25 protein-coding genes are annotated in these 23,116 nt (G+C 67.5%); 8 read left to right on the top strand and 17 right to left on the bottom strand.

The features are described 5' to 3' along the window. Window positions 1-8: 8 nt before the first annotated feature. The 4 genes from OG300_RS13780 to OG300_RS13765 are packed head-to-tail and all read right to left on the bottom strand — an operon-like array spanning window position 9 to window position 2,147. Complete coding sequence (locus OG300_RS13780) at window positions 9-872, bottom strand: ABC transporter permease (RefSeq protein WP_405495823.1); 864 nt, start codon at window positions 870-872, stop codon at window positions 9-11. A 1-nt stretch (window position 873) separates the two neighbouring features. Continuing rightward, entirely contained in the window at window positions 874-1,734 is an 861-nt protein-coding gene (locus OG300_RS13775) for an MlaE family ABC transporter permease (RefSeq protein WP_405495821.1), read from the bottom strand. Next, a complete protein-coding gene (locus OG300_RS13770) occupies window positions 1,734-1,922 on the bottom strand; it encodes a hypothetical protein (protein WP_405495819.1) in 189 nt (62 codons plus the stop codon). Before OG300_RS13770 ends, OG300_RS13775 begins: the two co-directional genes overlap by 1 nt. After that, on the bottom strand, window positions 1,923-2,147 hold the full coding sequence (locus OG300_RS13765) for a hypothetical protein (protein ID WP_405495817.1): 225 nt from the start codon (window positions 2,145-2,147) through the stop codon (window positions 1,923-1,925). 212 nt (window positions 2,148-2,359) lie between these two features. Between OG300_RS13765 and OG300_RS13760 the strand changes: the two genes are divergently transcribed. Next, on the top strand, window positions 2,360-3,241 hold the full coding sequence (locus tag OG300_RS13760) for an oxygenase MpaB family protein (protein WP_405495815.1): 882 nt from the start codon (window positions 2,360-2,362) through the stop codon (window positions 3,239-3,241). A 65-nt stretch (window positions 3,242-3,306) separates the two neighbouring features. On the opposite strand, the gene OG300_RS13755 is transcribed toward OG300_RS13760, so the two are convergent. Together OG300_RS13755 and OG300_RS13750 are read right to left on the bottom strand one after the other, a co-directional pair. Further along, window positions 3,307-4,086 (bottom strand): DUF4389 domain-containing protein, encoded by a 780-nt coding sequence (locus tag OG300_RS13755; protein ID WP_405495813.1) that lies wholly within the window; start codon window positions 4,084-4,086, stop codon window positions 3,307-3,309. A 100-nt stretch (window positions 4,087-4,186) separates the two neighbouring features. After that, window positions 4,187-4,654, bottom strand: a complete 468-nt coding sequence (locus tag OG300_RS13750) for an SRPBCC family protein (protein ID WP_405495811.1) — start codon at window positions 4,652-4,654, stop codon at window positions 4,187-4,189. A gap of 526 nt (window positions 4,655-5,180) precedes the next feature. On the opposite strand from OG300_RS13750, the gene OG300_RS13745 reads away from it, so the two are divergent. Then, entirely contained in the window at window positions 5,181-5,900 is a 720-nt protein-coding gene (locus OG300_RS13745; RefSeq protein ID WP_405495809.1) for a GNAT family N-acetyltransferase, read from the top strand. Window positions 5,901-6,013: 113 nt separating this feature from the next. Here OG300_RS13745 and OG300_RS13740 read toward each other — a convergent pair whose 3' ends face one another. Both OG300_RS13740 and OG300_RS13735 read right to left on the bottom strand, forming a co-directional pair. Continuing rightward, window positions 6,014-6,709 carry a hypothetical protein gene (locus OG300_RS13740; RefSeq protein WP_405495807.1) on the bottom strand — a complete coding sequence of 232 codons (696 nt, stop codon included), beginning with the start codon at window positions 6,707-6,709 and terminating at the stop codon, window positions 6,014-6,016. 188 nt (window positions 6,710-6,897) lie between these two features. Continuing rightward, entirely contained in the window at window positions 6,898-7,926 is a 1,029-nt protein-coding gene (locus OG300_RS13735; protein WP_405495805.1) for an LLM class flavin-dependent oxidoreductase, read from the bottom strand. A gap of 236 nt (window positions 7,927-8,162) precedes the next feature. On the opposite strand from OG300_RS13735, the gene OG300_RS13730 reads away from it, so the two are divergent. Beyond that, window positions 8,163-9,416: an MFS transporter gene (locus tag OG300_RS13730; protein WP_405495803.1), complete on the top strand. Its 1,254-nt coding sequence runs from the start codon at window positions 8,163-8,165 to the stop codon at window positions 9,414-9,416. Here OG300_RS13730 and OG300_RS13725 read toward each other — a convergent pair. Together OG300_RS13725 and OG300_RS13720 are read right to left on the bottom strand one after the other, a co-directional pair. Next, complete coding sequence (locus OG300_RS13725; RefSeq protein ID WP_405495801.1) at window positions 9,363-9,956, bottom strand: TetR/AcrR family transcriptional regulator; 594 nt, start codon at window positions 9,954-9,956, stop codon at window positions 9,363-9,365. The genes OG300_RS13730 and OG300_RS13725 overlap by 54 nt on opposite strands. A gap of 10 nt (window positions 9,957-9,966) precedes the next feature. Next, window positions 9,967-11,544, bottom strand: a complete 1,578-nt coding sequence (locus OG300_RS13720) for a phytoene desaturase family protein (protein ID WP_405495799.1) — start codon at window positions 11,542-11,544, stop codon at window positions 9,967-9,969. A gap of 97 nt (window positions 11,545-11,641) precedes the next feature. On the opposite strand from OG300_RS13720, the gene OG300_RS13715 reads away from it, so the two are divergent. The 4 genes from OG300_RS13715 to OG300_RS13700 all read left to right on the top strand — a co-directional run bounded on the left by OG300_RS13715 (window position 11,642) and on the right by OG300_RS13700 (window position 14,009). Further along, window positions 11,642-12,118 (top strand): DUF2834 domain-containing protein, encoded by a 477-nt coding sequence (locus tag OG300_RS13715; protein WP_405495797.1) that lies wholly within the window; start codon window positions 11,642-11,644, stop codon window positions 12,116-12,118. Between the two features lie 124 nt (window positions 12,119-12,242). Further along, a complete protein-coding gene (locus OG300_RS13710) occupies window positions 12,243-13,301 on the top strand; it encodes an FAD-dependent oxidoreductase (protein ID WP_405495795.1) in 1,059 nt (352 codons plus the stop codon). A gap of 145 nt (window positions 13,302-13,446) precedes the next feature. Beyond that, window positions 13,447-13,728, top strand: a complete 282-nt coding sequence (locus tag OG300_RS13705; protein WP_405495793.1) for a hypothetical protein — start codon at window positions 13,447-13,449, stop codon at window positions 13,726-13,728. A 107-nt stretch (window positions 13,729-13,835) separates the two neighbouring features. Continuing rightward, window positions 13,836-14,009 (top strand): CsbD family protein, encoded by a 174-nt coding sequence (locus OG300_RS13700; RefSeq protein WP_405495791.1) that lies wholly within the window; start codon window positions 13,836-13,838, stop codon window positions 14,007-14,009. A gap of 54 nt (window positions 14,010-14,063) precedes the next feature. Here the strand turns inward: OG300_RS13700 and OG300_RS13695 are convergent, their stop codons facing one another. The 6 genes from OG300_RS13695 to OG300_RS13670 all read right to left on the bottom strand — a co-directional run bounded on the left by OG300_RS13695 (window position 14,064) and on the right by OG300_RS13670 (window position 20,429). Further along, window positions 14,064-15,413 (bottom strand): TIGR01777 family oxidoreductase, encoded by a 1,350-nt coding sequence (locus tag OG300_RS13695; protein WP_405495789.1) that lies wholly within the window; start codon window positions 15,411-15,413, stop codon window positions 14,064-14,066. A 94-nt stretch (window positions 15,414-15,507) separates the two neighbouring features. Further along, on the bottom strand, window positions 15,508-17,808 hold the full coding sequence (locus OG300_RS13690) for an isochorismatase family protein (RefSeq protein WP_405495787.1): 2,301 nt from the start codon (window positions 17,806-17,808) through the stop codon (window positions 15,508-15,510). Between the two features lie 25 nt (window positions 17,809-17,833). Continuing rightward, window positions 17,834-18,274, bottom strand: a complete 441-nt coding sequence (locus OG300_RS13685) for a MarR family winged helix-turn-helix transcriptional regulator (protein WP_405495785.1) — start codon at window positions 18,272-18,274, stop codon at window positions 17,834-17,836. Window positions 18,275-18,368: 94 nt separating this feature from the next. Beyond that, complete coding sequence (locus OG300_RS13680) at window positions 18,369-18,767, bottom strand: VOC family protein (RefSeq protein WP_405495783.1); 399 nt, start codon at window positions 18,765-18,767, stop codon at window positions 18,369-18,371. A gap of 78 nt (window positions 18,768-18,845) precedes the next feature. Then, window positions 18,846-19,877, bottom strand: coding sequence for an alpha/beta hydrolase (locus tag OG300_RS13675; RefSeq protein WP_405495781.1), 1,032 nt, complete (start codon window positions 19,875-19,877; stop codon window positions 18,846-18,848). 90 nt (window positions 19,878-19,967) lie between these two features. Continuing rightward, entirely contained in the window at window positions 19,968-20,429 is a 462-nt protein-coding gene (locus OG300_RS13670; RefSeq protein ID WP_405495779.1) for an SRPBCC family protein, read from the bottom strand. Between the two features lie 626 nt (window positions 20,430-21,055). On the opposite strand from OG300_RS13670, the gene OG300_RS13665 reads away from it, so the two are divergent. Beyond that, on the top strand, window positions 21,056-22,093 hold the full coding sequence (locus tag OG300_RS13665) for a zinc-binding dehydrogenase (protein ID WP_405495777.1): 1,038 nt from the start codon (window positions 21,056-21,058) through the stop codon (window positions 22,091-22,093). 7 nt (window positions 22,094-22,100) lie between these two features. Here the strand turns inward: OG300_RS13665 and OG300_RS13660 are convergent, their stop codons facing one another. Then, window positions 22,101-23,063, bottom strand: coding sequence for a zinc-binding dehydrogenase (locus OG300_RS13660; protein WP_405495775.1), 963 nt, complete (start codon window positions 23,061-23,063; stop codon window positions 22,101-22,103). Window positions 23,064-23,116 lie beyond the last annotated feature (53 nt).

Raw genomic sequence — 23,116 nt, 5'->3', positions numbered from 1 at the left:
GATCCCCCCTATCCCGAGATCCGGAATCCGGGGTCGACGCCCCAGATCGCAAGGGTCAGAAACAGATTCGTGAAGACCATGACGACGATGACCATCTTGATCGCGCGTCCGGCCGCCACCCCGACGCCTTCGGGCCCGCCGGTCGCGACGAAGCCGTAGTAGCACTGGATGAACGTCGAGATCAGCACGAAGACAACGACTTTCAGCAGTGACCAGAACACGTCCGGGCCCAGCAGGAACTGGAAGAAGTAGTGGTCGTAGGTGCCGGCGGTGGTGCCGCCCAGGAACAGCACCGACAGCTTGGTCGCCAGGTACGCCGTCGCCAGTCCCACGCTGTAGAGCGGGATGATGGTCAGCGTGGCCGCGATCATCCGCGTGCTGACCAGGTACGGAAGCGGCCGGATGGCAATGGATTCCAGCGCGTCGATCTCCTCGGAGATGCGCATGGACCCCAGCTGCGCGGTGCACCGGCAGCCCGCCTGGATCGCGAACGCCAGGGTGGCGATGATCGGGGCGAGCTCACGCGTGGTGGCGAAGCCGGAGATCGCGCCGGTCAGCGGGCTCATGGTGAGCAGGTTCAACGCCGTGAACGACTCCATGCCGACGGTGATGCCGCCGAATCCGCACAGCGCCACCACCACCCCGATGGTGCCGCCGCCCACGAACAGGGAGCCGTTGCCGAACGCGACATCCGCGGTCAGCCGCAGCACCTCCTGCCGATAGTGCTTGAGCACGAACGGAATCGCGAACAGCGCCCGGAAGAACGTGATGACCTGATGTCCGAGGCGCTGATTGGCCCGCATCGGCGCGGCGGCCACATTCGCGGCCATGCGCACGGGTTTGAGGGCCGGGGGAGTGTAGGTGCTGCTCATCTCAGACCACCTTCGTCGGCAGCAGCGTGTTGTAGAGCTGGGTGAGCCCGACATTGGTGGCGAACAGCATCAGCGCCGAGGACACCACCGCCGAGTTCACCGCATTGGCGACCCCGCCCGGGCCGCCGTGCGCGTGCAGCCCGATATCGCAGGCGATGACCGCGGTCAGCAGTCCGAAGATGGCCGCCTTCACCAGCGCCACCACCAGATCGTTGGCGACCGCGAAGGACGCGAACGAGCCGATGAACGAGCCCGGCGTGCCCGACTGGGCGTACACGTTGAACACGTAAGCCGTTGCGAAGCCCACGAATACGATGAATCCGCACAGCAGCATGCTCACCAGCACCGCGGCCGCCAGGCGCGGGGCCACCAGCCGGCGGATCGGGTCGACGCCCATCACCATCATGGCGTCGATCTCCTCGCGAATGGTGCGCGAACCCAGGTCGGCGGTGATGGCCGAACCGACCGCGCCCGCGATCATCAGCGAGGTGACCAGCGGCGCGCCCTGACGGATGATGCCCAGCCCCGCGACCGCGCCGATGAAGGTGGTCGCGCCGACCTGATTGACCAGCGCGCCCACCTGCAGCGACACCACCACCGCGATCGGAATGGCGACCAGCACCGTCGGCGCGGCCGACACATTGGTCATGAACGCGCACTGCTTGATGAATTCCTGATAGGGGAACCGGCGGCGCAGAATCGAGACGATCAGCTGCCGCAGCGCCTCCCGCCCCAGATCCACCTGCCGGCCCAGGGTTTCCAGCGAGCGCTGCGGGTGGCGCTGCCACAGTCCGCGCAGGCTCGCGCCGATCCGGTCGAGTTCGCCGAGTTCCGGCGGGGACGGTTTGTCGAGTGTCGTCATCAGGACAGGTCCTCGAGGGTGTGTTGCAGCGCGACCAGCCCCGCGCCGAGGACCGCGATCCCGGCGGCCAGCACACACAGCACCGCCAGCCAGAGTGCTACGCGCAGAACAGGATTGACTTCCATACGCCCACCGAGAATCTTCACCCCGATCACCAGGATGTCGATGAGCCAGACCAGCGCCATCATCTACGTCATGCACACATTCGAGAAGGTGAGCACCGGCCAGCACACGATCGACCCCAGGAACGACATGACCACGTCGATGCCGTGTAGCTGCTTCAGATGCGAAGTGTGGGTGAGGGTCCAGACGATCCCGATCAGCCCGTAGGGGATGGCGAGAATGATGAGCGTGCCCAGGAACTCGGACACCTTCATCTCGTAGCTGAGTATTCGATCCAGGCGTTGGAGCATGTCGCGTCGGTCCTTTCAGGTCCTTGCCCGGCGCTCCCCGGCAGCCGGCCGCAGCAGCGTATGTTACTCACCATTCCTCAGAATGAAAGCAGTTTCGGAAAATCTTGCAGATGCGGCTGAGTTGCTGTCCTGACCCGCAGGAAGCAGCGTTGACCGACCGCGACGCTGCGCTATAAGTTATGGATGGTTCTCGTCAATGGAGAGAGGTAACCATGACCGCTGCGGCTGAACTCACCGTCGAGCAGACTCGCATCCACATCCCCGGCGTGCACCGCGCCGAGACCAAGCGGCCGCCGAAACTCGAAGACGCACTGGACTTCTGGCAGTTCTCCGGCGCCGCGGCCAATGTCGCCATGCAGATGACCCGTCCGGGTGTCGGCCACGGGGTGGCGGGTAGCAAGGTGGAATCCGGTGCGCTCATGGTGCATCCGTGGAAACGGTTGCGCACCACCGCCTCCTACCTCGCGGTCGCCATCCTCGGCACCCCGGAGGAGAAGGTGGCCTTCCGGGAGGCCGTGGACGCGGTGCATCGCAAGGTGCACTCCGATCCCGGTGCGGCGGTGAGATACAACGCCTTCGACCGCAACCTGCAACTGTGGGTCGCGGCCTGCCTCTACATCGGCTTCGAGGACTCCTACCAGCTGCTCAACGGCCGGATGAACGCCGAACAGGCCGAGGCGTTCTACTCGACCTCGGCCACCCTCGGCACCACGCTGCAGGTCACCGCCGACATGTGGCCCGCCACCCGCGCCGAATTCGACCTGTACTGGAACGACGCCTGCCGCCAGGTCGTCGCCGACGATCTGATTCGCGGCTATATCGACGACCTGCTGCACCTGCGGATGATCACCTGGTGGCTGCGCGTCGTATTCGGCGGCCTGCTGCGGTTTCTCACCGTCGGTTACCTGCCGCCGTATTTCCGTGAACAGCTCGGGGTGGCATGGAGCGCCGCCGATCAGCGCCGCTTCGAACACCTCTTCCTGTTCGTGGGATTCGTGAATCGGTTCATTCCCCGGTTCCTGCGCACCGCGGGGACCCGCTCGATGATGGCCGATGTGCGACGTCGTCTGCACAAGCATCGCGAATTGGTCTGAGGCGGGACGCAATTCGACGAGAACGGCCCCCGGCGCAATTCGCCGGGGGCCGTCGTCGGGTGCGGTCAGTTCGAGTACTGCGAGGTGGAGTCGTCGTTGGTGTCGTCCGAGCTGGTCACGGAATTGGCGAAGCCGGAAAGGATTCCGATGATCAGCATGACGATCATCAGAATTCGCGCGCCCTGCGAGATGAACAGCGGCCGCGTCGGCGAGGCCAGCGGAACCGTTCCCGGCGGCGGTTCGGGACCGTCGCCGAAAACGCCCTTCAGGTAGGTCGGGGAGAGCATGTAGAAATATGTGTCCACCCGCAGCTGAATCCGCAGTATCGCGGCGGTCGCCTCGAAGATGGTGCGCGGCATGCGGCCGGTGATCAGCACGATCAGCCAGAGAATCAGCGAGATGAACGCCCAGCCGGACATGAACCAACTCGTCAGCGCCAGAATCGGGATGGCCAGGAAGAGCCGGAACAGCACCGCGGCCCGATTCAGTTCGGTCGGCGGCGGGAACCAGGTCCGCACCGGGTAATCGGCGGCGATGTCGAGGCTGAAGGGCGGATAGACGTCCACCATCAACATCAAATAGCCCGATACCCGAGCCAGATACGCGATATACGAGCGCAGGAAATCGCCGCACCATTGTGGCAACCTCCCGGTGAACAGTGCCCCGAACCAACCGCAGAGGGCGACGAAGAAGGTCGCGATACTCAGTGCCCACAGCACCACCAGATGCGGAATCGCCAGGATGAGCCGCAGCAGCACCGTCCATCGGCGCTGCTGCGGGGGTGGAAATACATCCAGTTCCGCCGAGAGCTCCCGCTCGGCGCCAAAGCCACCGGTCTGATCCATGATATCTGCCTCGCCTTCCCGATCGCACCGGAGAAATCTCCTCTCCGGTGACGATATTCAGGATCGGCAATTACCTGGCATCACGACGCGCCGGAAACGGTCACATTCCGCTCAGCTGCGCGGGTTCACCGTGCAGGGCATAGGCGAGTTCGGCGAGCTGACCCAGCGTGCAATCGAGATCGTCGTAGCCGCGCTGCTCGAGCGCCTTGGTCACCGTCTTGGTGATCAACGGGCCGGTAAAGGCGATACCGGCGGTTACAGTTGTTCCGGTGTCCGACGGCTGGAGGTGATAGGTGAAATCGCAACGGACACCGTCCTGTCCGAATCCCTGCAGTGCGACATGGGTGGGCGCGTCGAGGGTCTTCACCGTCCACGCCACCTCCTCGGTCATGCCGTGCAGCAGGATTTCCGAGACCAGTGTCGAACCCTCGGTGAGGCATTCGGGCGGGCGGCCGATGAAGTCGTGATGGATTCCGAACCAGTGCTCCCAGGTGGTGGGGGAGATGATGGTTCGGAACAGCGCCTCCGGGGTTCCCGGGACGTCCTTGCTGAGAACTATGGCTCCCACTGTGTTCCTTCAAGTCCTTTGAGCTGGCATCGAGTATTCGGCCGGGTACCGGCAACCGCGTCCCTGAGGCGCCGATGACCAAGTGGCCGTACGTGATTCGGTACGAGTGTGAATGCCGTGCGCGGGCGGTTCGGCCCGGCGGGCGACGCTAGCGCGCGGGTCGCGGTAGGTGGCGCGAGGCGCGGCGCGACAGGTGGCGTAGTGGGCGACCGAATAGTCGTGAGATCAAGGGGAAGTAACCCTTCGGGTGCACAGGTGAGGTCGGAAATGGTGCCTATTCCTTGCGCCGACTGCCTCACAAGCGCTTCCCCCGCGCCGACGCGGTTGATCTTGGCATACGGAAAACCATTGCACAACACCGGGATAAAACCAGGTGAACCCTGATGTTGCAAATGAAATTTCATTCGCAAGAAAATCGGCGATCGGGGGTGGCGCGGGTACCGAATCCCGCTGAGTGCAATGGGTCCGGGTGGTCATACGGTTCGCTAACGTTCTTGTTCGACCATGCTGTAAAGGAGGGTGGCAAGTGACCGCTGAATCGACGATCGACACCGACCCCGCGCTGCACCCGCTCGACGACCCGGTTCGGGAGTCGTTGCGGGGCCAGCACTCTCGCTTCGCCCAGTGGGTGGGGCGGATCGGCCGCTACGATCCGGAGGTCGCGCGCTTCATCGGCCACCCGCGGACCTTCGCCGACCGCGACTGGGACGACCTGGCCACCGTCCTGGGCCCGGGCGGTGCGACCGCGCTGCGCGGCCTGGACTTCGTGCCGCCCGCCGACTGGACGGTGCTCGACAGCTTCGGCTCGGTGCAGATGGACGGCAGCGCGCTGCGCGTGGCCGCCGATCCGGAGCTCGAAATCCTCACCGCCGCCGATGTTCCCGAGATTCTCGCGCTGATCGCCCGCACCGATCCGGGACCGTTCACTGCCCGCACCATCGAGCTGGGCACCTACCTCGGCGTGCGGGTGGACGGTCGACTGGTGGCGATGTCCGGTGAGCGCATGCACCCGCCGGGCTGGACCGAGATCAGCGCCGTGTGCACCGACGCCGAATTCCGCGGCCGCGGTTACGCTTCCCGGCTGATCCGCGCCGTCGGCGCGGGCATCCGCGCGCGCGGCGAGATTCCGTTCCTGCACGCCCGCGCCGAGAACACCACTGCCATCAGCCTTTACGAAACGCTCGGGTTCACCATTCGCAAGCGTTCCGGGCTCACGTTCGTGCAAGCCCCGGGCTCGGCCGCGTAGGTGCTACCCCGGCGTCGGGCCGCAGCCGGTCAGCACAGCACGGTGCAGGCCAGCGATGTACGTGACGTGGTCGAGAGTTTCTGGTAGCGAGCCACCATCGCCGAGGCCCCGTGTCAGTGCGTCGGGGACGGAACGTCGATCACGCGGGCGGTGTCGGCGTCCGCCCAGGTCGCCGGGGGCGGGCCATAGGTGTTGTGCGCGTTGGTGATCACCGAGTTGGCCAGGGCGCGGTTGCCGACCGCGCCGATCACCGCGCCGATGCCGGCGGGCAGGGTGCGGCCGAAGACCAGGACGCCGCGCTTGACGATGAACTGCACGATGAAGCGTTTGGCCATCGCGTTGTCGATGGAGCGCACGATCGGGAGGTGGTCGGCGACCGCGGTGGCCCAGTCGCGGGCGGACTGACTGGCGTTCTTGCCCAGCAGTTCCGCGCCGCTCTCGCCGAGCACCACACCCACCACCAGCGCCCGGCGGCGCTTGGGGGAGATCGACTCGAAACCGTGCACGGTGCCCACCGACACCGCGTACAGCGCGGACGCCTCCAGGAAGAACACCGATTCCACACCGCTGACGGCCAATCCGATCAGCGTGCCCACCCCGGGCACCGCGGCGCTGAGGCCCGCGATGGTGCCGCTGGCGGTGACCAGCACCTTGTAGCGGGTGGCGAGGGCCTGGGCGATGTCGTCGGGCGTGCGCTCGGGATGCTTGCGCCGCAGCCGGTCGACGTACCTCGACGCCAGTGGCACCTGCACATTGGTGCCGCCGCGCAACACCAACTCGACCGACTTCTGCACCGCCCGTTCGAACATTCGCCCGCTCCTTCCGCGACCCCGGTGATGCGGCCGCCCCGGTGACGATTCCCCGCCGTTCGCGAATGAAACCGGACCAATAGGTCTTCGGACGACGATATTCAGCGACCACGGCCGCCCGGTATGCGACGCGCCGCGTCGGCGGGAGTGAATTCGGCCGCAGCCGACCACGACACGTGCGCGACGCCTCAGCGCGCGTCGACGGTCGCGGGTTTCCAGCCGAAGGCCGGGGCGATCGACTCGACGGTGTCGTGCAGGATCTGCTCGTAGTCCTCGCGGTGGAATTCGTAGGGCAGCTCCAGCCGCAGCTCGCTCGTCCGCGCGAGCACCGGATCCGCGTGCAGCCGTTCGATGATCTCCTCGGAGGTGCCGACGATATCCGGGGCGAACAGGATGCGGCGCTCCCCGCGCGGGGCCAGGGTGCGCTCGTGCCGGGACGCCGCGTACGCCCGATAGCGTTCGCGGGTCGCCCGATCGGCGCTGTCGAGCGGCACGATGACCCGGCCGACCGCGACCCGGCCCGGGCGCGCGGAATCCACCCGCCCGCGGTATTCGTCGATCAAAGTCAGTTGCGCGGTGGCGAAGTCGTCGCTGTGCTCGCCGGTCACGATATTGCCGCTGAGCAGATTGAGGCCGTGCGTACCGGCCCAGCGCACCGAGCGGCCGCTGCCGCCGCCGTACCAGAGCCGGTCGACGAGACCGGGACTGTGCGGTTGCAGCCGGGGCCGCTGGGTATTGCCGGGGGACTGGATGACGGTGTCCGCGTCGCCCAGGAAGTCGCCGCGCAGATTGTCGATGAGCCGTTCGATGCGGCCGTGTGACAGGTCGTAGCTGCGCCAATCGCCGTCGAAGACCAGGTCGCCGATCAGCTCGGCGTGCGGCGGTGTGCCCGCGCTGAAACCCGGTTGCAGGCGGCCCTTGGAGAGCACATCGGCCAGTGAGAGGTCCTCCGCGAGCCGGAACGGGCTCTCGTAGCCGATCGGAATCACGGCCGCGCCCAACTCGATTCGACCGGTGCGCTGCGCGGCCGCGGCCAGGAACACCGCCGCCGACCCGACACCGTGCTCGAGATGCCGCTGCCGGATCCAGCCGCCGTCGAATCCGAGCCGCTCGCCGTATTCGAACAGCCGCAGGGTGTCCTCGAGTCCGGTGTACGGATCGTCGTCGAGGAAGTTGCCCGGGGTCAGGAACGACACGGTCGTGAACTGTGCTGCCACGGTGCCGGATTCAACCGAAACCGGGCGTCGGTGCCCAGGTTTGGGATCGGCCGGAATGTAAATAGCGGGCGGCGGGACCCGGCAGACGTGATCGAATCACGGTGATTTCCATGTCGTGGAATCGAATTTGCCCGGCGGCGGCCCACTTCGCACAGTGAGGCGGCATCGCACCCCCGTGCGGTCACCGACCTCCCGAGAGCGTGAACCGTCTTGCCCGTGTCTGTCCGAGCCGCCCGATGACCACCGACGCACCCCCGTCACTGCGACCGCTGCTGCTCACCGTCTACGTCCCCGCCGCCGCGTACGGGCTCGGCATGGGAGCCGCCGCCCCGGTCATGACGCTGACCGCACTCGACCTCGGGGCGTCGCCCGCCGTCGCCGGGCTGACCGTCGCGCTGGTCGGACTCGGCCAGGTGCTCGGAGATATCCCCGCCGGTCAGGTCGTTTCCCGGCTGGGCGAACGGGTTTCGATCATCGCCGCCAGCAGCGCGGGCGTGCTCGGCGTGCTGCTGTGCCTGTGTGCGCGCAATGTGCCGATGCTGTGCGCGGGACTCACCGTGGTCGGACTGTCCAACGCGATCTGGGGTCTGGCGCGCATGAGCTACCTGTCGGAGGTGATTCCGTTCGAGCGCCGAGCGCGGGCCATGTCACTGTTCGGCGGAGCCATGCGCTTCGGCTTCTTCCTCGGCCCGATCCTCGGGGCGCTGGCCATAACCGGATTCGGTGCGCGCGGCGGGTTTCTCGTGCAGTTGATCGCCATCGTGATCGCCGGATACCTGATGGCGCGACTGCCGGATCCGCAGGTCGGGGCGGCGGGGGCGGTGGTGCGGCCGCCGCTGTCGCTGCTGGAGATCGGCCGCGCGCATCACACGCTGCTGTTCACCCTCGGTGCCGGATCGCTGCTGATGGGAGCCGCCCGCGCCTGCCGCGACGCCGTGCTGCCGCTGTGGGCCGACCACCTGGGTGTCGGCGCGGCCACCGCCAGCCTCATCTACGGGATCGGTGCGGGACTGGACGTGCTGTGCGCATACCCGGCCGGGCATGTCATGGACCGCTTCGGCAGACGGTTCATCGCGGTCCCGTCGCTGACCATCCTCGCTCTCGGGTATTTCCTTGTGCCGCTGACACATTCGGCGCTGACACTGGGCCTGGCGGCCGTGGTGCTGGGCATCGGCAACGGGATCGGCAACGGGGTCATCATGACCATCGGTGCGGATATCGCACCCGTCGCCACTCGTGCGGAATTCCTGGCCGCGTGGCGGCTCACCCACGACGGCGGCTACTTCGCGGGACCCCTCGCCGTCAGCGGGCTGGCCGCAGCCGGGCCGCTGTCGGTCGCGGTGCTCGCGGTCGGCGGGCTCGCGCTGCTGGGCGCGGCGGCGATGGGACGCTATATCCCCGTGTACATTCCGTGGCCCGCCCGCCCCGGTCCGGGTTCAGGAGATCCCGTCGCCGATCGTGCGCAACCCCAGCTCGACCAGGCGGGATAGCTCGGCGACATCGAGATCGCCACGCGCGAACCAGGTTTCGGTGGCGGTGAACATGACCGCGCTGACGCACTGCGCGGTGATCGAGATCCGGTAGGCCTCGTCGGACACCGCGGCCGCGCCGGTGCGCTCGAGCAGAAACTGTTCGATCTCGCGCGCGAACTCGGCCTGCACCGTCTTGATGTGTGCCTGTACCAGCTCCTGTTCCAGATGTTCGCTGCGCAGCACCGCGAGCTGATGCAGGGCCGCGTCATAGGGGAACGACTCCACCGCGATCCGCACCGACGCGGTCACCGGTTCGCCGGGCGGCCGTACCGACAGCGCCTGACGGAACCAGCCCAGCCGCGCGTCGTAGTCGGCGAACAGGATGTGCTGTTTGGACGGAAAGTGCCGGTAGAAGGTGCGTTCGGTGACGCCCGCGTCGGCGGCGATATCCGCGATCGAGGTGGCGTCCACGCCGTGCTCGAGGAAACGCGCCAGCGCCGCGTGCTGGAGCGCGGCGCGGGTGCGCTCGGCCTTGGTGGCGGTGGTCGCGGCGGGCATGAACCGCATTCTAGGTAGCCGGATCCTGCCCGGCCTCGTCCAGGGCGCTGTGCGCGGCGTTGTATCCGGGAATGAACGACACCGCCGGACCGCCCTGACAGCCCGCACTGCCCAGATACAGGCCCGTCACCGGCAGCGGCAGATCCCGGAAACCGGTGGGGCCCGGGCGATTGGGGCCCATCTGCTCCGGATGCACCAGGCCGTGGCAGTAGTCGCCGCCCGGCGCGCCGAACATGCGATCCATGTGCCGGGGCGTGAACACGATCTGACGGCTGATCACCTCGGCGAAATTCGGTGCCAGCGTGGAGATTCGGGCGATCACCCGCTGCGCCATCTCGGCCTTGAGCCGGCCGTACTGCTCGCGGTCGTCGGTGATCGGGAACCACAGCGCGAACGCGGAGGCGGCATGCTTGCCCGCGGGCGCGACCGCCGGATCGTGCACCGAGGGCAGTTGCAGGATCACCGCCGGTTCCTGCGGCACCTCACCACGCCTGCACTGCTCCCACTGCTGCTGCAACTCCTCGGGCGTGCTGTGGATGCCGATCGCCGACTGCATGACCGGATCATTGAGCACCGCATAGGGTTCGGCGAATTCCGGGATGGCGTCGAGGGCGAAATGCATCTGCAGATAGCTGCCGCGATGATCGGTGCGCGCGAGCCGCGATCGCAGATCCGTCGCCGCCACCGCCGGGTCCAGCAGCTGTCCGACGGTGAGATCCGGTGCGATGCAGGACACCACGATCGGGGCGGTGATCTGCTCGCCGTCGGCGGTGCGCACCCCGGTGACCCGGGAGCCGTCGGTGTCGATGCGCGCCACCGGCGTCCGCAACCTGACCGTGCCGCCCGCCTTCTCGAAGCGCTCACGCAGATGCGTGGTGAGCGCGCCGATGCCGCCCTGGATCTTGCGCATCAGGGTGCCGTCGCCCTCCGGGGTGGCCAGGCCGAACGCCAATGCCATTGCGGTGCCCGGTGTTTCGGGGCCGCGGAAGGTCATGTTCAGGCCCAGGAACGACATCATGCCGCGCAGGGCGCGGGTGCGGTCGTTGTCGGGGACGTAGCGGTCCAGGACCTCGGACAGTGAGCCGAACAGCATCTCCGAGATGGCGGAGCGCTCGAATTCGTTTGTCGCGCAGGCGAACATCTCGTCGATGGTCTTGGGTTCGCGGCGCACTTCGAAACGGCCCAGCGCGCGGGCCGGGGCCTGTGCCCAGGCCATCAGCCCCGCCATGCCGGTCAGCACGTCCAGGCCGTGTACGCCGTTGACGTGCTCGACGAGCTTCATCGGGTCGGTGTAGTAGATGAACGGCGGGTCACCGCGACCGAGTGTGGAGACCGACATGACCTCCAGGGGCACCGTCGGAACGGTGTCGAGCCCGAGTTCGGCGCTCAGGCGCGCGGAGGTCGGGAACTGTTCGGAACCGGCGATCTCGAAGCGGTATCCGTCGATCAGTTCGACGGTCGAGGCCATGCCGCCGGCGTAGTGGTTGGCTTCCAGGCACAGGGTTCGCAGTCCGGCCTGCTGCAGGATCGCGGCCGCCGCGAGTCCGTTGTGCCCGGCACCGATCACGATGGCGTCATAGTCCGACATGAGCCGAACGGTCCCACCGCGTCCGTAAAATGTCAACAGTGACAAAATGAATGCGAAAACTGTCATATCTGACGTAAGCCGGTCCTAGAATCCGCCCATGTACGCGCTCAGCCTCATCGTTCACGCGATTCTCGGGATCGCGGTCACCGCCTGGATCATCAGCCTGAACCGCACCGTGTTCACCGCCGCCCGCCCCCGCGTCACCGCCCTCGAACTCGCCTACTGGGCAATCGGTTTCGCCTCGGTGATCCTGGGCTGGTACTTCAATATCCGCTTCGTGCTCGAATACCACCACGCCGGAAGCAATCCGCTGTGGGGACCGGGCTCGAGCTGGACCCAGTACGTCTACCTCATGTTCCCGAACTGGGCCGCCGACTCCGCCTCCCAGGATTACGTCTTCCTCAACGTGCTGATCCTGCCGCTCATGTCGATCGCGGGCGGCCTGCGCAAAGGCTTCCCGAAACCGTGGCTGTTCTTCGTCAGCAGCCTGTTCACCAGCGCCGCTTTCGGTTTCGTGCTCTACCTGATCGTCGCCGAACGCCATCGGCGAGTCCCCTCGGCGAGTCGAGCCTGAACCCGGCGACAACTCCGTCCTCGTCCGCTACACCAGCTGACCCGAATACCCTTGGTCCCGAGGCGGTCTGGCGCTCGACGGCGTGCCGCCCCACCGTCCGTTCAACGGCACAGGAGGACCGAGTATGACGACCATCATCGGTGGCGGGATCGCCGGAATCGCACTCGCCGCGGCCTTGGCTCGCGCGCAGCACAAAGTCAGCCTTTTCGAGCGGCGGGACGCCGAGAACAGCGGTGGCGGTGGCGCTTTCCTGTTCCTCGACCAGCGTGGTCATGACGCCCTGATCGGACTCGGGGTGGATATCGCCGAACTGCATGCGGCCTCGCACGCGATCACCGGTCTGGACTATCGGAACAGTGCCGGGGTGAAGAGTGCGCGGCCGGACGCGGGCCATCGGTTCTGGCTGCGCCGCAACCTGATCGCCGTTCTGACGCGATTCCTGGACGGTTCGGGCGCGGAAGTCCATCGGGGCGCGGCGATTACCGGGCTCACCGTGTCCGATAGCGCCGGTCTGCTGCATCTCGACGGCGGGGAATCGATCGCGATCGCCGACGGATTGATCATCGGCGCGGACGGCATCGACTCGGCGGTCCGCGCACACCTCGAACCGGCCCGCCGCCCCACCTACTCCGGAGACGTCGTGCTGTACGGCATGACCACCACCCGACTGAATCTCGAGACCGTGCCCGACGTCCTGCACTTCTACGCCGAAGTCGGCCCCGAAGGTCCCGGCAGCACCTTCGGCCACGTCTGGTCACCGGCCGACGACACCACCGCACTGTGGTTCCTGCGCATCCCGCGCTCCCCGCTCGAGCGCGATGACCTGGGCCTGCGCCCGGTCGACGAATGGGCCACCACGATCCTGGACGCCGCCCCGAACAACCGGCAGCTCCTGGAAACGCTGCTCTCACACACCGATTCGATCCACGTCTCCAATGCCCGCGACGTGCTCCTGGACAACGCCGCCCAGCCCGCAGGACGAACCCTGCTCATCGGCGACGCCGACCACGCGATCACCCCGGCAGCCGGCATCGGCGCGCGCGACGCTGCCGAAGACGCCCACGCCGTCTTCCAGGCCATCCGCGCCGACAGCGACCCGGCCGCCGCCATGACCGCCCGCCGCACCCAAATCCTCACCGACCGCGCCAACGCCCGCCGCACCACACCCCGCCCCCGCCCCTGACCACCCGCCCCGGAACCGGCTTATGCGCGGAATGCGGAGTTCTGGATCGGGATTGTTCGTGACGGGGTGGATCCGTATCAGGTCGAGGTGACCGATCCGGCTCTGCTCGACGTGATCGGGGATGTGGCCGGGATGGTTGTGCTGGATGCCGGATGTGGGGGGTGGGGACTTCGCTGTCGACGAGTATTTCGGGGTTCGCACCGTGGAACAGCCGTTCTCGGTGGCGGGGCAGCGGTCTCCGGCTGCTTCGGTGCAGCAATTCCACTCGCTCGAGGCCTATATCGGGATGTTGACGGCGGCCGGTTTCGTTGTGACGGGGCTGTGGGAGCCGCATCCGAGCCAGGCTCAGCGACAACAGAATTCGTGGTGGGACGACAACTTCGTGCGCCCGCTGTTCCTGCTGGTCGAGTGCGGTTTGCGCGGGTGAATCGGGGCCCGCGCGGGCGGGCGGCTGTTTGGAGGTGGGGTGGGCGGGTAGGGCGGGGATGGGTCGTTGGATGGCCCTTGGATCCGCCCTCTATGGAAGGAAACGCGATGAGCGCAACCGACAAGGCGAAGAACAAGGCCGAGGAACTGGCCGGTAAGGCCCGCGAGAAGCTGGGGCAGGTCACCGGGGACTCCGAGCAGGAGAACAAGGGGAAGGCCGACCAGGCCAAGTCCAACCTGAAGGATGCGGGCGAGAAGGTGAAGGACGCCTTCCGCGACTGACATTCGCGTCAGCGGTTGCCGGGGTGCCGAGTAGGGTGCCCCGGCACCGCCGTGTCAGCGGGTGCGGCCCAGGAGGTGGCGCAGGCAGGATTCGAGGTCCTCGTCGCGGAAGGGGTGGGCGGCCGCGGTGAGACGGGTCGGCTGGACGCGCTGACTCGCGGCGGCCAGTTCGGCTACGCCTTCGCGGCCGAGCAGGAGAGCGGGGCCGAAGCGGGGGATCGGAAGGATCGCGGGGCGGTGCAGGACGCGGGCCAGGGTGCGGGTGTAGTCGCGGTTGCGAACCGGTTGGGGGGCAACGGCATTCACCGCACCGGTCAGGTTCGTGTCCCAGAGTGCCCGGTGGTAGATGTCGACCAGGTCGTCGATGCCGATCCAGGGCAGCCACTGGCGGCCGTTGCCGATCGCGCCACCGAGCCCGGCGGCGAACAGCGGGCGTAGTAGACGCAGGGTGCCGCCGCGCGGTGACTGCACGATGCCGGTGCGCACCCGCACCACGCGCGTCGCGGGGGAGGCGGCGGTATTCGCGGCGGCTTCCCAGTCCGCCACCACATCGGCGAGGAATCCGGTTCCGCGCGAATCGATTTCGGTGAGGATCTCGTCGCCGCGATCCGCGCCGTAGTAGCCGATCGCGGACGCGCACACGAACGTGGGCACGCCGGTCGCCTTGGCGAGTGCCGCCAGCCGCGCGGTCGGGCCGATCCGGCTGTCGGCGATGGCGCGCTTGTGGGCGGCGGTGAACCGGCCCGCGATCGACGCACCCGCCAGATGCACGACCGCGTCGACGTCGTCCAGCAGATCCGCCGCCGGTGCGTCCGGATCCCATTGACGCTCATCGGGATTCGACGGCGCGTGCCGGACCAGGCGGATCACCCGGTGCCCGCCGGTGGTCAGGAACGCCGTCAGCGCCGACCCGACGAGTCCCGACGCGCCGGTGACGGCGATCGTCGACTTCTCGAATCCGCGCTCGGCCGCCTGGCCGTGAGCTGCGAGATCATCGGTGAGCTGCCGATACCGGTAGTCGAACATCGGCCGCAACAGCATCGCGGGAACGGGAGTGTCCACCCGATCCACGACCCGGGTGTGCCCGTCGTCGACCGCCTCGAATTCGTGGGTGTGCCGCCACGGCAACAGCCGCCCCACCGGCATCGACGCCAAACCGTCGACCGCGGTCCGATCCACGAACCGTTGCGGCGGATCGAAATCCGCAGCGCTGTGCTGCGCCACCCAGCGCAACCCGCCCGGCAAGCGAAGCACCGCGCGCCCGTCGGCCAATGACCCGGCCTCGGACTCGATGCTCGCGGACATCCAGGGTGGGGCGAGGCGGCTGAACGCGCCGGGCCTGCGAAACCACTCGAACACTTCCGCCCGAGGTACCGCGATGGTGCTCGAACATTCGATGCTCACCAGTCCACTGTAGGCGCGATCGCCCCGATTGCATCGAATGCGCATCGGAAACACTTGTCGGCGCGGCGAAATCACCACACTCACCGGACCGGCGTCAGCGGGTCGCCTCGACCATGTCGATAACCTCTGCGGCGGTGGCGGTTTCGCCGAGTTTGGGGAAGACGCGTTCGACGCTGTGGCGGTGGGCGTCGGAGTCGGGATCGCTCATGGCGTCGGTGGCCAGCACCACGTGATAGCCGTGGTCGGATCCGGCGCGCGCCGTCGATTCGACGCCGGAACTGGTCGCGATGCCCGCCAGCACGATCTGGGTCACGCCCAGGTCCCGCAGCAGGGTGTCGAGGCCGGTGTCGTGGAAGGCGCTGCGGCGCCGCTTGGTGATCAGGTGATCCGAGGGTTGGACATCGAGCTCGTCGATGAGATCGGCCCAGCCTGCGGGCAATTCCGTGCCGCCCGCGAATCGGGTGGATTCGGTGCGGCCGGGGGCTCGGCCGGTCACGTTGACCAGGACGACAGGCAGTTCGTGGCGACGGAACTCGGCCGCCAGCCGCGCCGAACGCTCGACGATGCCCGCGACGGCCGGATCGGTCTGGGAGGCGACGATGCCCTGCTGTAGATCGATCACGATGAGCGCCGAGGCGGGGTCGATTGTGCTGAGTGCCATGGCTTTTCCTTCGCTGGTGGTCGGGTCGAGCTGGGTGGTTTCGGCGGGACGCGGGGTGCCGGTCCCGCGCAGCAGAGAGGCGATCGCGGCCAGCAGGGCGAGCACCGCGCCGAAGGCGAACACGATGACCAGGCCCGAGTGGAACGGCCCGGAGATCAGGGTCGGGAAGAACTCGCGTCCGGTCAGCGTCTGCTGCTGCTCGGTCGTCAATTGGTTCAGGGCCCCACTGGGTTCCAGTAGCGTCTGGACCGGATTCACCCCGAGTTGCGCCGCGAACAGCGACGACACCGGAGGCAGATTGCCGACCTGGGCGGCCACGTCGGCGGGCACACCGTGCTGCCGCAAACCGTCGGTGAGCGTGTGCGGCAGGCTGCTGGCCAGCCCGGCGATCATGAGCGAGAAGAACACTCCGATCGACACCGCCGTACCGGAATTCTGGAACGTGGAGCGCATTCCGGAGGCCACACCGCGCGAGCGGGCGGGCACACTCCCCATGATCGAGGACGAATTGGGGGAGGCGAACATGCCGCTGGCGATCCCGTTGAGCGCGATCAACACCGCGAAGATCCAGTAGCTGAAGTTGATCGGCAGCAGCATCAATCCCAGGAAGCTGGCCCCGAACAGCAGCGCTCCACCGCTGGCCAGCCCGCGTGAACCGAGGCGATCGGACAGATACCCGGAAACCGGTCCGGCAGCCAGGAATCCGGCGGTCAGCGGCAGCATGAAGATGCCCGCCCACAGTGGGGTGTCGGCATAGTCGTAGCCGTGCAGTGGTAGCCAGATGCCCTGTAGCCAGATGATCAGCACGAACTGCATGCCGCCGCGCCCGATCGAGATGGCCAGGCCCGCCAGATTGCCGAAAGTGAAAGCGCGCGAACGAAACAGGCTCAACTGGATCATCGGCGCGGCCACCCGGTTCTCGATCGCGACGAAGGCGGCGAGCAAGGCCAGTCCGCCGATGATCAATCCGTCGACCAGCGGGTTGGTCCAGCCCATGGTGTGCCCGCCGTAGGGCTGCAGTCCGAAGGTGACCGCGATCAGGATCGCGCTGAGGCCCACCGCGAAGGTGATGTTGCCCCACCAGTCGATGCGACCGCCCGACCGTTTGCCGGTCTCGCGCAGGGTGCGGTAGGCCCACAGCGTGAAGAACACGCCCACCGGCACATTCACCCAGAACACCGCGCGCCAGTCCCAGGCCGACAGCAGCCCGCCCGCGACCAGTCCGATGAACATGCCGCCGAGCCCAGCGACCTGGTTGACGCCCAGCGCGAACCCGCGCTGCTCCTGCGGGAACGCGTCGGTGAGGATCGCGGCCGAATTCGCTGTCAGCATCGACCCGCCGACCGCCTGCAACACCCGCCAGCCGATCAACCACATGGCCGCGTGCCCGCCGTCGAACGGGTCCACCGACAGCAGGATCGAGGCGAAGGTGAAGACCGCGAATCCGGAGTTGTAGATCTTGACCCGCCCGTACATATCGCCCAGACGGCCGACTGTGACCACCAATACCGCCTGGACCAGCCGGTATCCCATGATCATCCACAGCAGGTAGGCGATATTGCCCGGTGCCAGGGGATCGAGGTGGATGCCCCGGAAGATCGAGGGCAGCGCGATCAGCACGATGGAGCCGTCGAGCGCGGACATGAAGACCGCGGCGGTGGTATTGGTCAGCGCCGTCCACTTGTACCGGTCGCCGGGCTTGCCGGAAGCGGTGGGTGCGGGTCTGTCCGTCATCAGGTTGGTGCTCATTGTTCCCCGGTCAGATGTGCTGGGCCAGACGCTCCAATAGCGTTGCGGCGGAGGCGAGTTGCTGCATCTCCTGTGCCGAGAAGGTGCCACTGGTGAGGGCTTCGGCGACGAGCTCGGTGCGCGCGTTGCGCTTGTCGCGAAGCGCTTGGTGACCGGCGTCGCTGACGGTCAGCACGACGCGTCTCCCGTCGTCCGGATCCGGCCGCCGTTCGATCAGCCCGCGCTCGCGCAGGGCGGCCACCGTCGACCCCATCGACTGGGCGGTGACCTGGAGTTCGCGCGCGAGTGCCGACGACGTGGACGGTCCCGACCGGCCCAGCTGCGCCAGCGCGGCCCGCTCGGGCATGGTGAGTTCCCCCGGCGCCGGCGTCTGACGAATCCGCCGCACGAGCAGGGTGACACCCGCGAGCAGTGCCGCGGCGACCTCCGCGGGGTCCAGATCAGCATCCATGATGGTAAGGCTAACTGATAAGTCTGCCTTAGTAAATATCGGGGAATTGCTCGAGGTGTCGGTACAGTGCCAACGCCAGGACGCCGCCCGCCGCTCAGGATTCGGGTGGGCCGAGCAGGTCCCAGCGGTTGCCGGAGATGTCGAGGAAGACGGCTACCTGTCCGTAGGGCTCGGTGCGTGGGGTGGTCACGAAATGCACACCGGCGGCGGTCAATCGGTGGTGGGATGTCGTGAAATCCGGGACTCGGAGGAAGAAGCCGACGCGTCCGGCGGCCTGGTTGCCGACGGATTGACGTTGGCGGTCGCCATCGGCCTGGGCGAGCAGGATGCCGGTGGTCGCGCCCGGGGGTCGCACGACCACCCAGCGTTTGGGCCGTCCATCGTTCGTCAGGGACGGGGAATCTTCGATCAGATCGAAACCCAGTGTCGTGACGAAGAATTCGATGGCGGCGTCGTATTCGTCGACGATGATCGTGACCAATTCCAGGTGCACGCGTCGAGCGTAGTCCGGCCCGCTGGTCGGTGGGCCGCAGTTGTCGGCACGGATCGCTCGCGGGCTACTCCCGTGCGCTCAGTTCGGGGCGATCGCGAGGGTTTGAGCCAGGAACGGCCAGGACGTGTGGAGGTCGTCCTCCCAGTAGCCCCAGGAATGGGTGCCGACCGGGCGCTCGTCCACCGTCACGGGGATGGACAGCTCGTGCAGGCGGTTGGTGAGGTTGGTGGTGCAATAGTGCACGGCGGCCTCGATCGGACCGCCGATGCCGATCTGCACGGGCAGCGGGATGCGGCCCTCGGCCACCCGGCGGTCGGACGGAGTGTCGTGCGGGGCGGCCGCGATGCCGGTGCCCGAACTCAGGTAGAGGGCGGTGCCGCGCAGGCGATCGGCGTTGAGCAGGGGGTCGTTGGCGCGCCACAGCGGCCCGTCGAGTGGGCCCCACATGTTTTCGATGCTGTTGCCGCCGCCCCAGTTCTCGACGGTGATGCGCACGAACTCCTGCCCGACCGGGTCCGAGGTCTGCGCGCAGCCGCTGTAGGACGCGACACCGGCCCAGAATCCGGGCTTGGCGATGGCGAGGTTCAGCACCGAGGTGCCGCTCATCGACACCCCCGCCGCGGCGCGAGTTCCATTGGCGCCCAGCCACTCTTCGATCACCGGGGGCAGTTCCTCGTCGAGGAACGTCTGCCATTTGCTGACTCCCAGCACCGGATCCGGGCGCACCCAGTCGGTGTAGTAGGAGCTCGCGCCGCCCATCGGATTCACCACATTGACGTCCTTGCCGCGCAGGAACGCCATCGCGTCGGTCTGCGAGTCCCAGCCGCTGCCGTTCGGCCCGCCCTGAGATCCGTTGAGCAGGTACAGGGTCGGGCGATTCGCCGTCGCGGCGTGGATCACCTCGAGGTCGATGTCCTTGTCCATCGAGGGGGAGTGCACCGCGACCATATCGGTGCGATCGTCGATGGGATGCGCGGAGACCACGCGGGCGGTATCCGGTGCGGCCGCGGCGGGACCGGCGGCCGCCGCCAGTCCGCCCGAGGCGACGATCAGGGCCAGCGCCCACCGTACGACTGTGTCGATTCTCGATCTGCTCGCGTCCACCCTCATCGCCTTTCGGAAATCGGGCAGCGCGGAATCGCGCCGCCGATCCGAAGATTCGTGTTCCTCGCGTCGGCGGTTTGGTCCGGATCGAGAAAGTCAGTGCGCAGACTCGACGTACGCCTTCAGATTTTCGAGGGTTTTGCGCATGCCCTCGCGGTTCGTGTCGCCGCGCGTCCAGCCTGCGAGCAGCCAATACACGCGCAGCGGCAGGGACTTGTGCAGGTGGAAGGATTCGGTGACGAGCGTCCCCTCGGCATTGGATTCGAAGAGGTAGCGCCAGGTATTGATCTCCATACCGCCGGGCCCGACCACGGTGAAGGCGAATTCGCGGCCCGGGTCCGCAGCGATCACCCGGCACACGGTCGAATACTTCAGCCCCCACCCGTTGCGATTCACGTGCCCGCGGAACTTCGCACCGACCACCGGCCCGGTGGCGCGCCCCACCCACTCCGCACCGTACGTCTCGGGGCTGAAGCGCCCGATAGCGGTGACATCGCTGACCAGTTCCCAGATCCGCTCCGCCGGAGCGGCCATCTGGAGGGTGACTTCGTCCTGCACGAGGGTCACCCTACGTCAGCAGGCCGAACGGTCGGTACCAGCAGTGCGGCTCGGCGACAGCCGCATTCGCGAGTGATCATCACCGGGTGCGAGCCCGCGCCGCGTGCGGGCGTGCACCAGGCGCACTTTCGCTCGGATCGAACGAACGCGGGTACGTCTGCCGAGCGGATATCGGTGGGCGGCGGCGCGATCGGACAGTTGTGGACATCGGGCGCCACGGTGCAGTCGCTGCCTTCTCCGGGCCGTTGTCGAAATCTCTGCTGCAGCAGAAGAATCCGTGAACCTTCTCGGTAACTCGTTCGGCAATCGCGGTCGGTGAGTCGGATGGCCGGAGGTCCACCTCAGGCCGACGGGTAGGGCGGGGCGACACCTCAGCCCCAACGCGGAACCGGGGCCTGCTGCGGCGGGTGCGCGCCCGGCCGGGATTTGACCAGTGCGATCCGGGTGCCCGTGTCGGCACGTCCGGCATCGGGAAGCGGGCGATGGGTCGGGCGCGCCTGACAGCCTCGGTACCGGAGTGTGTAGCGGACCCGAACAGGACGGCCAGACCCTCGGCAACTATGGTCAGAAGATTCCCGAAGCGTGAACGCACAGCCCACTCGGCCCGGCACGATCGGAGAAATCGCATGCGAGCGACCTACATGTACGGCGCCGGTGACGTCCGCGTCATCGACGTGCCCGACCCGGTCATCCAACACCAGACCGACGCGGTGGTCCGAGTGGTCCGCAGCTGCATCTGCGGTTCGGATCTGCATCCGTACCACAACATGTCGGCGACGCCCCGGGGCAGTTCCATGGGCCACGAGTTCGTCGGGATCGTCGAAGACGTCGGTCGCGAGGTGAGCACGGTGCGCAAGGGCGACTTCGTCATCGCGCCGTTCGCGTGGTCGGACGGCACCTGCGATTTCTGCCGCGAAGGGTTGCAGACCTCGTGTCGGCACGGTGGGTTCTGGAACTCGGGCGATGTGCGTGGTGGCCAGGCCGAAGCCGTGCGCGTGCCGCTCGCGGACGGCACCCTCGTCGCCGTCGCGGTCGAGGAGTCCTCGCCCCTGGTTCCATCGCTGCTCACACTTTCCGACGTCTACGGGACCGGCTATCACGCGGCGGTCAAGGCGCGGGTCGGCGCCGGGACGACGGTCACGGTGATCGGTGACGGCGCGGTCGGGTTGATGGCGGTGCTGTCCGCCGAACAGCTTGGCGCGCAACAGATCATCCTGATGGGTCGGCACAAGGATCGCACCGACCTGGGGCGCGAATTCGGTGCCACCGACGTCGTGTCCGCACGTGGTGAGGAGGGGATCGCGGCCGTGCGCGAACTGACTCGCGGCGACGGCACCCACGTGGTCATCGAAGCCGTGGGTCACATGCCCGCCTACGAGCAGGCCATCGGAGTGGTACGACCGGGCGGTGTCATCAGTCGCGTCGGCGTACCCCAATATGCCTCTGCCCCAGTCGGATTCGGAACCCTGTTCGGGCCGAACATCACGCTGACCGGCGGTCCGGCCCCCGCTCGTGCCTACATCGACACCCTGCTCCCCGGAGTGCTCGACGGCAGCGTGAACCCCGGCAAGGTCTTCGACCGGGAAATTCCGCTGGCCGACGCCGCCGAGGGCTATCGCGCCATGGACGACCGCGAAGCCCTGAAGGTACTCGTTCGGCCGTAGCTGGTCGTCACGGTGTGAGTGCGATTCTGCCGAATACCTCGCCGGTTTCCATCTTCTGGTGCGCCAGTACGGCCTGTGTCAGGGAAAGTTGCTCGTGCACAACCGCTTCCAGCTCACCCCGGGCCGCGGCGGCGAACAGTTCGGCGGTCGCGGCACGGCGGGCGGGCATGGGGACGGTGTCGGCGCTGAAGGTCGCGAAGGACATCGACCTGCGGAAGCCCGCGATCATCGCGGTGCCGAAGTCCGCGGGTGGCAGGCCTGCCATCACACCGGCAACCACCATGCGGCCGTTCGGTTCGAGTCGATCGAAGAAGGACGGCAGGTCCGCACCGGCGACGATGTCGACGATGACGTCGTAGCGGTCGGGGGCGTCCTGCGCGCTGCGGCCGACGCGGTCGAGCACATGGGTCGCGCCGAGCTTGCGCAGCTTCTCGCCGCGCTCGGCCGATGACGTCGTGACCGCGACCGCACCGGCGCCGCCGCGCGCGGCGAGCTGGACCGCCATGACTCCGATGCCACCGCCCGCGCCACGCACCAGCACCGACTCGCCGGGCGCGAAATGCGCATGGCGCAAAGCGAACTGGGCCACCGGACCCGAGGTGCCGAGTGTCACCGCCGCGACCGCCGACAGGTGCTTCGGGAGAGGGACGAGTGCCTCGGCCGAGACGGCGACGCGCTCGGTGTAGCCGCCGCCCTCACCGGTGAACGCCCACACGCGCTGACCGATCCATTCCGTGTCGACACCCGCACCGACCTCGGTCACGATGCCCGCGACCTCTTGGCCGGGGATGTGACCGGGCGTGACGCCGTAGGCGGCCAGCGCGCCGCTACGGATCAGGGCATCGACCCCGCCGACGCCGATCGCCTCGGTCGTGATCACCACCTGCCCGGCCGCCGGAGTCGGGTCCGGGAGTTCGACCACGGCGAGGACCTCGGGACCTCCGAACGCCGTGACTGTGACTGCACGCATTGGTTTCTCCGTGTTCTGTTCGATCGGGTCGGACCAAACGGACGGTAACGGAC

The sequence above is a fragment of the Nocardia sp. NBC_00511 genome, from assembly GCF_045161165.1.
Taxonomy (GTDB): Bacteria; Actinomycetota; Actinomycetes; order Mycobacteriales; family Mycobacteriaceae; genus Nocardia.
The sequence above is the reverse complement of the archived record's forward strand: the minus strand, read 5'-3'. Positions and strand labels throughout refer to the sequence as shown.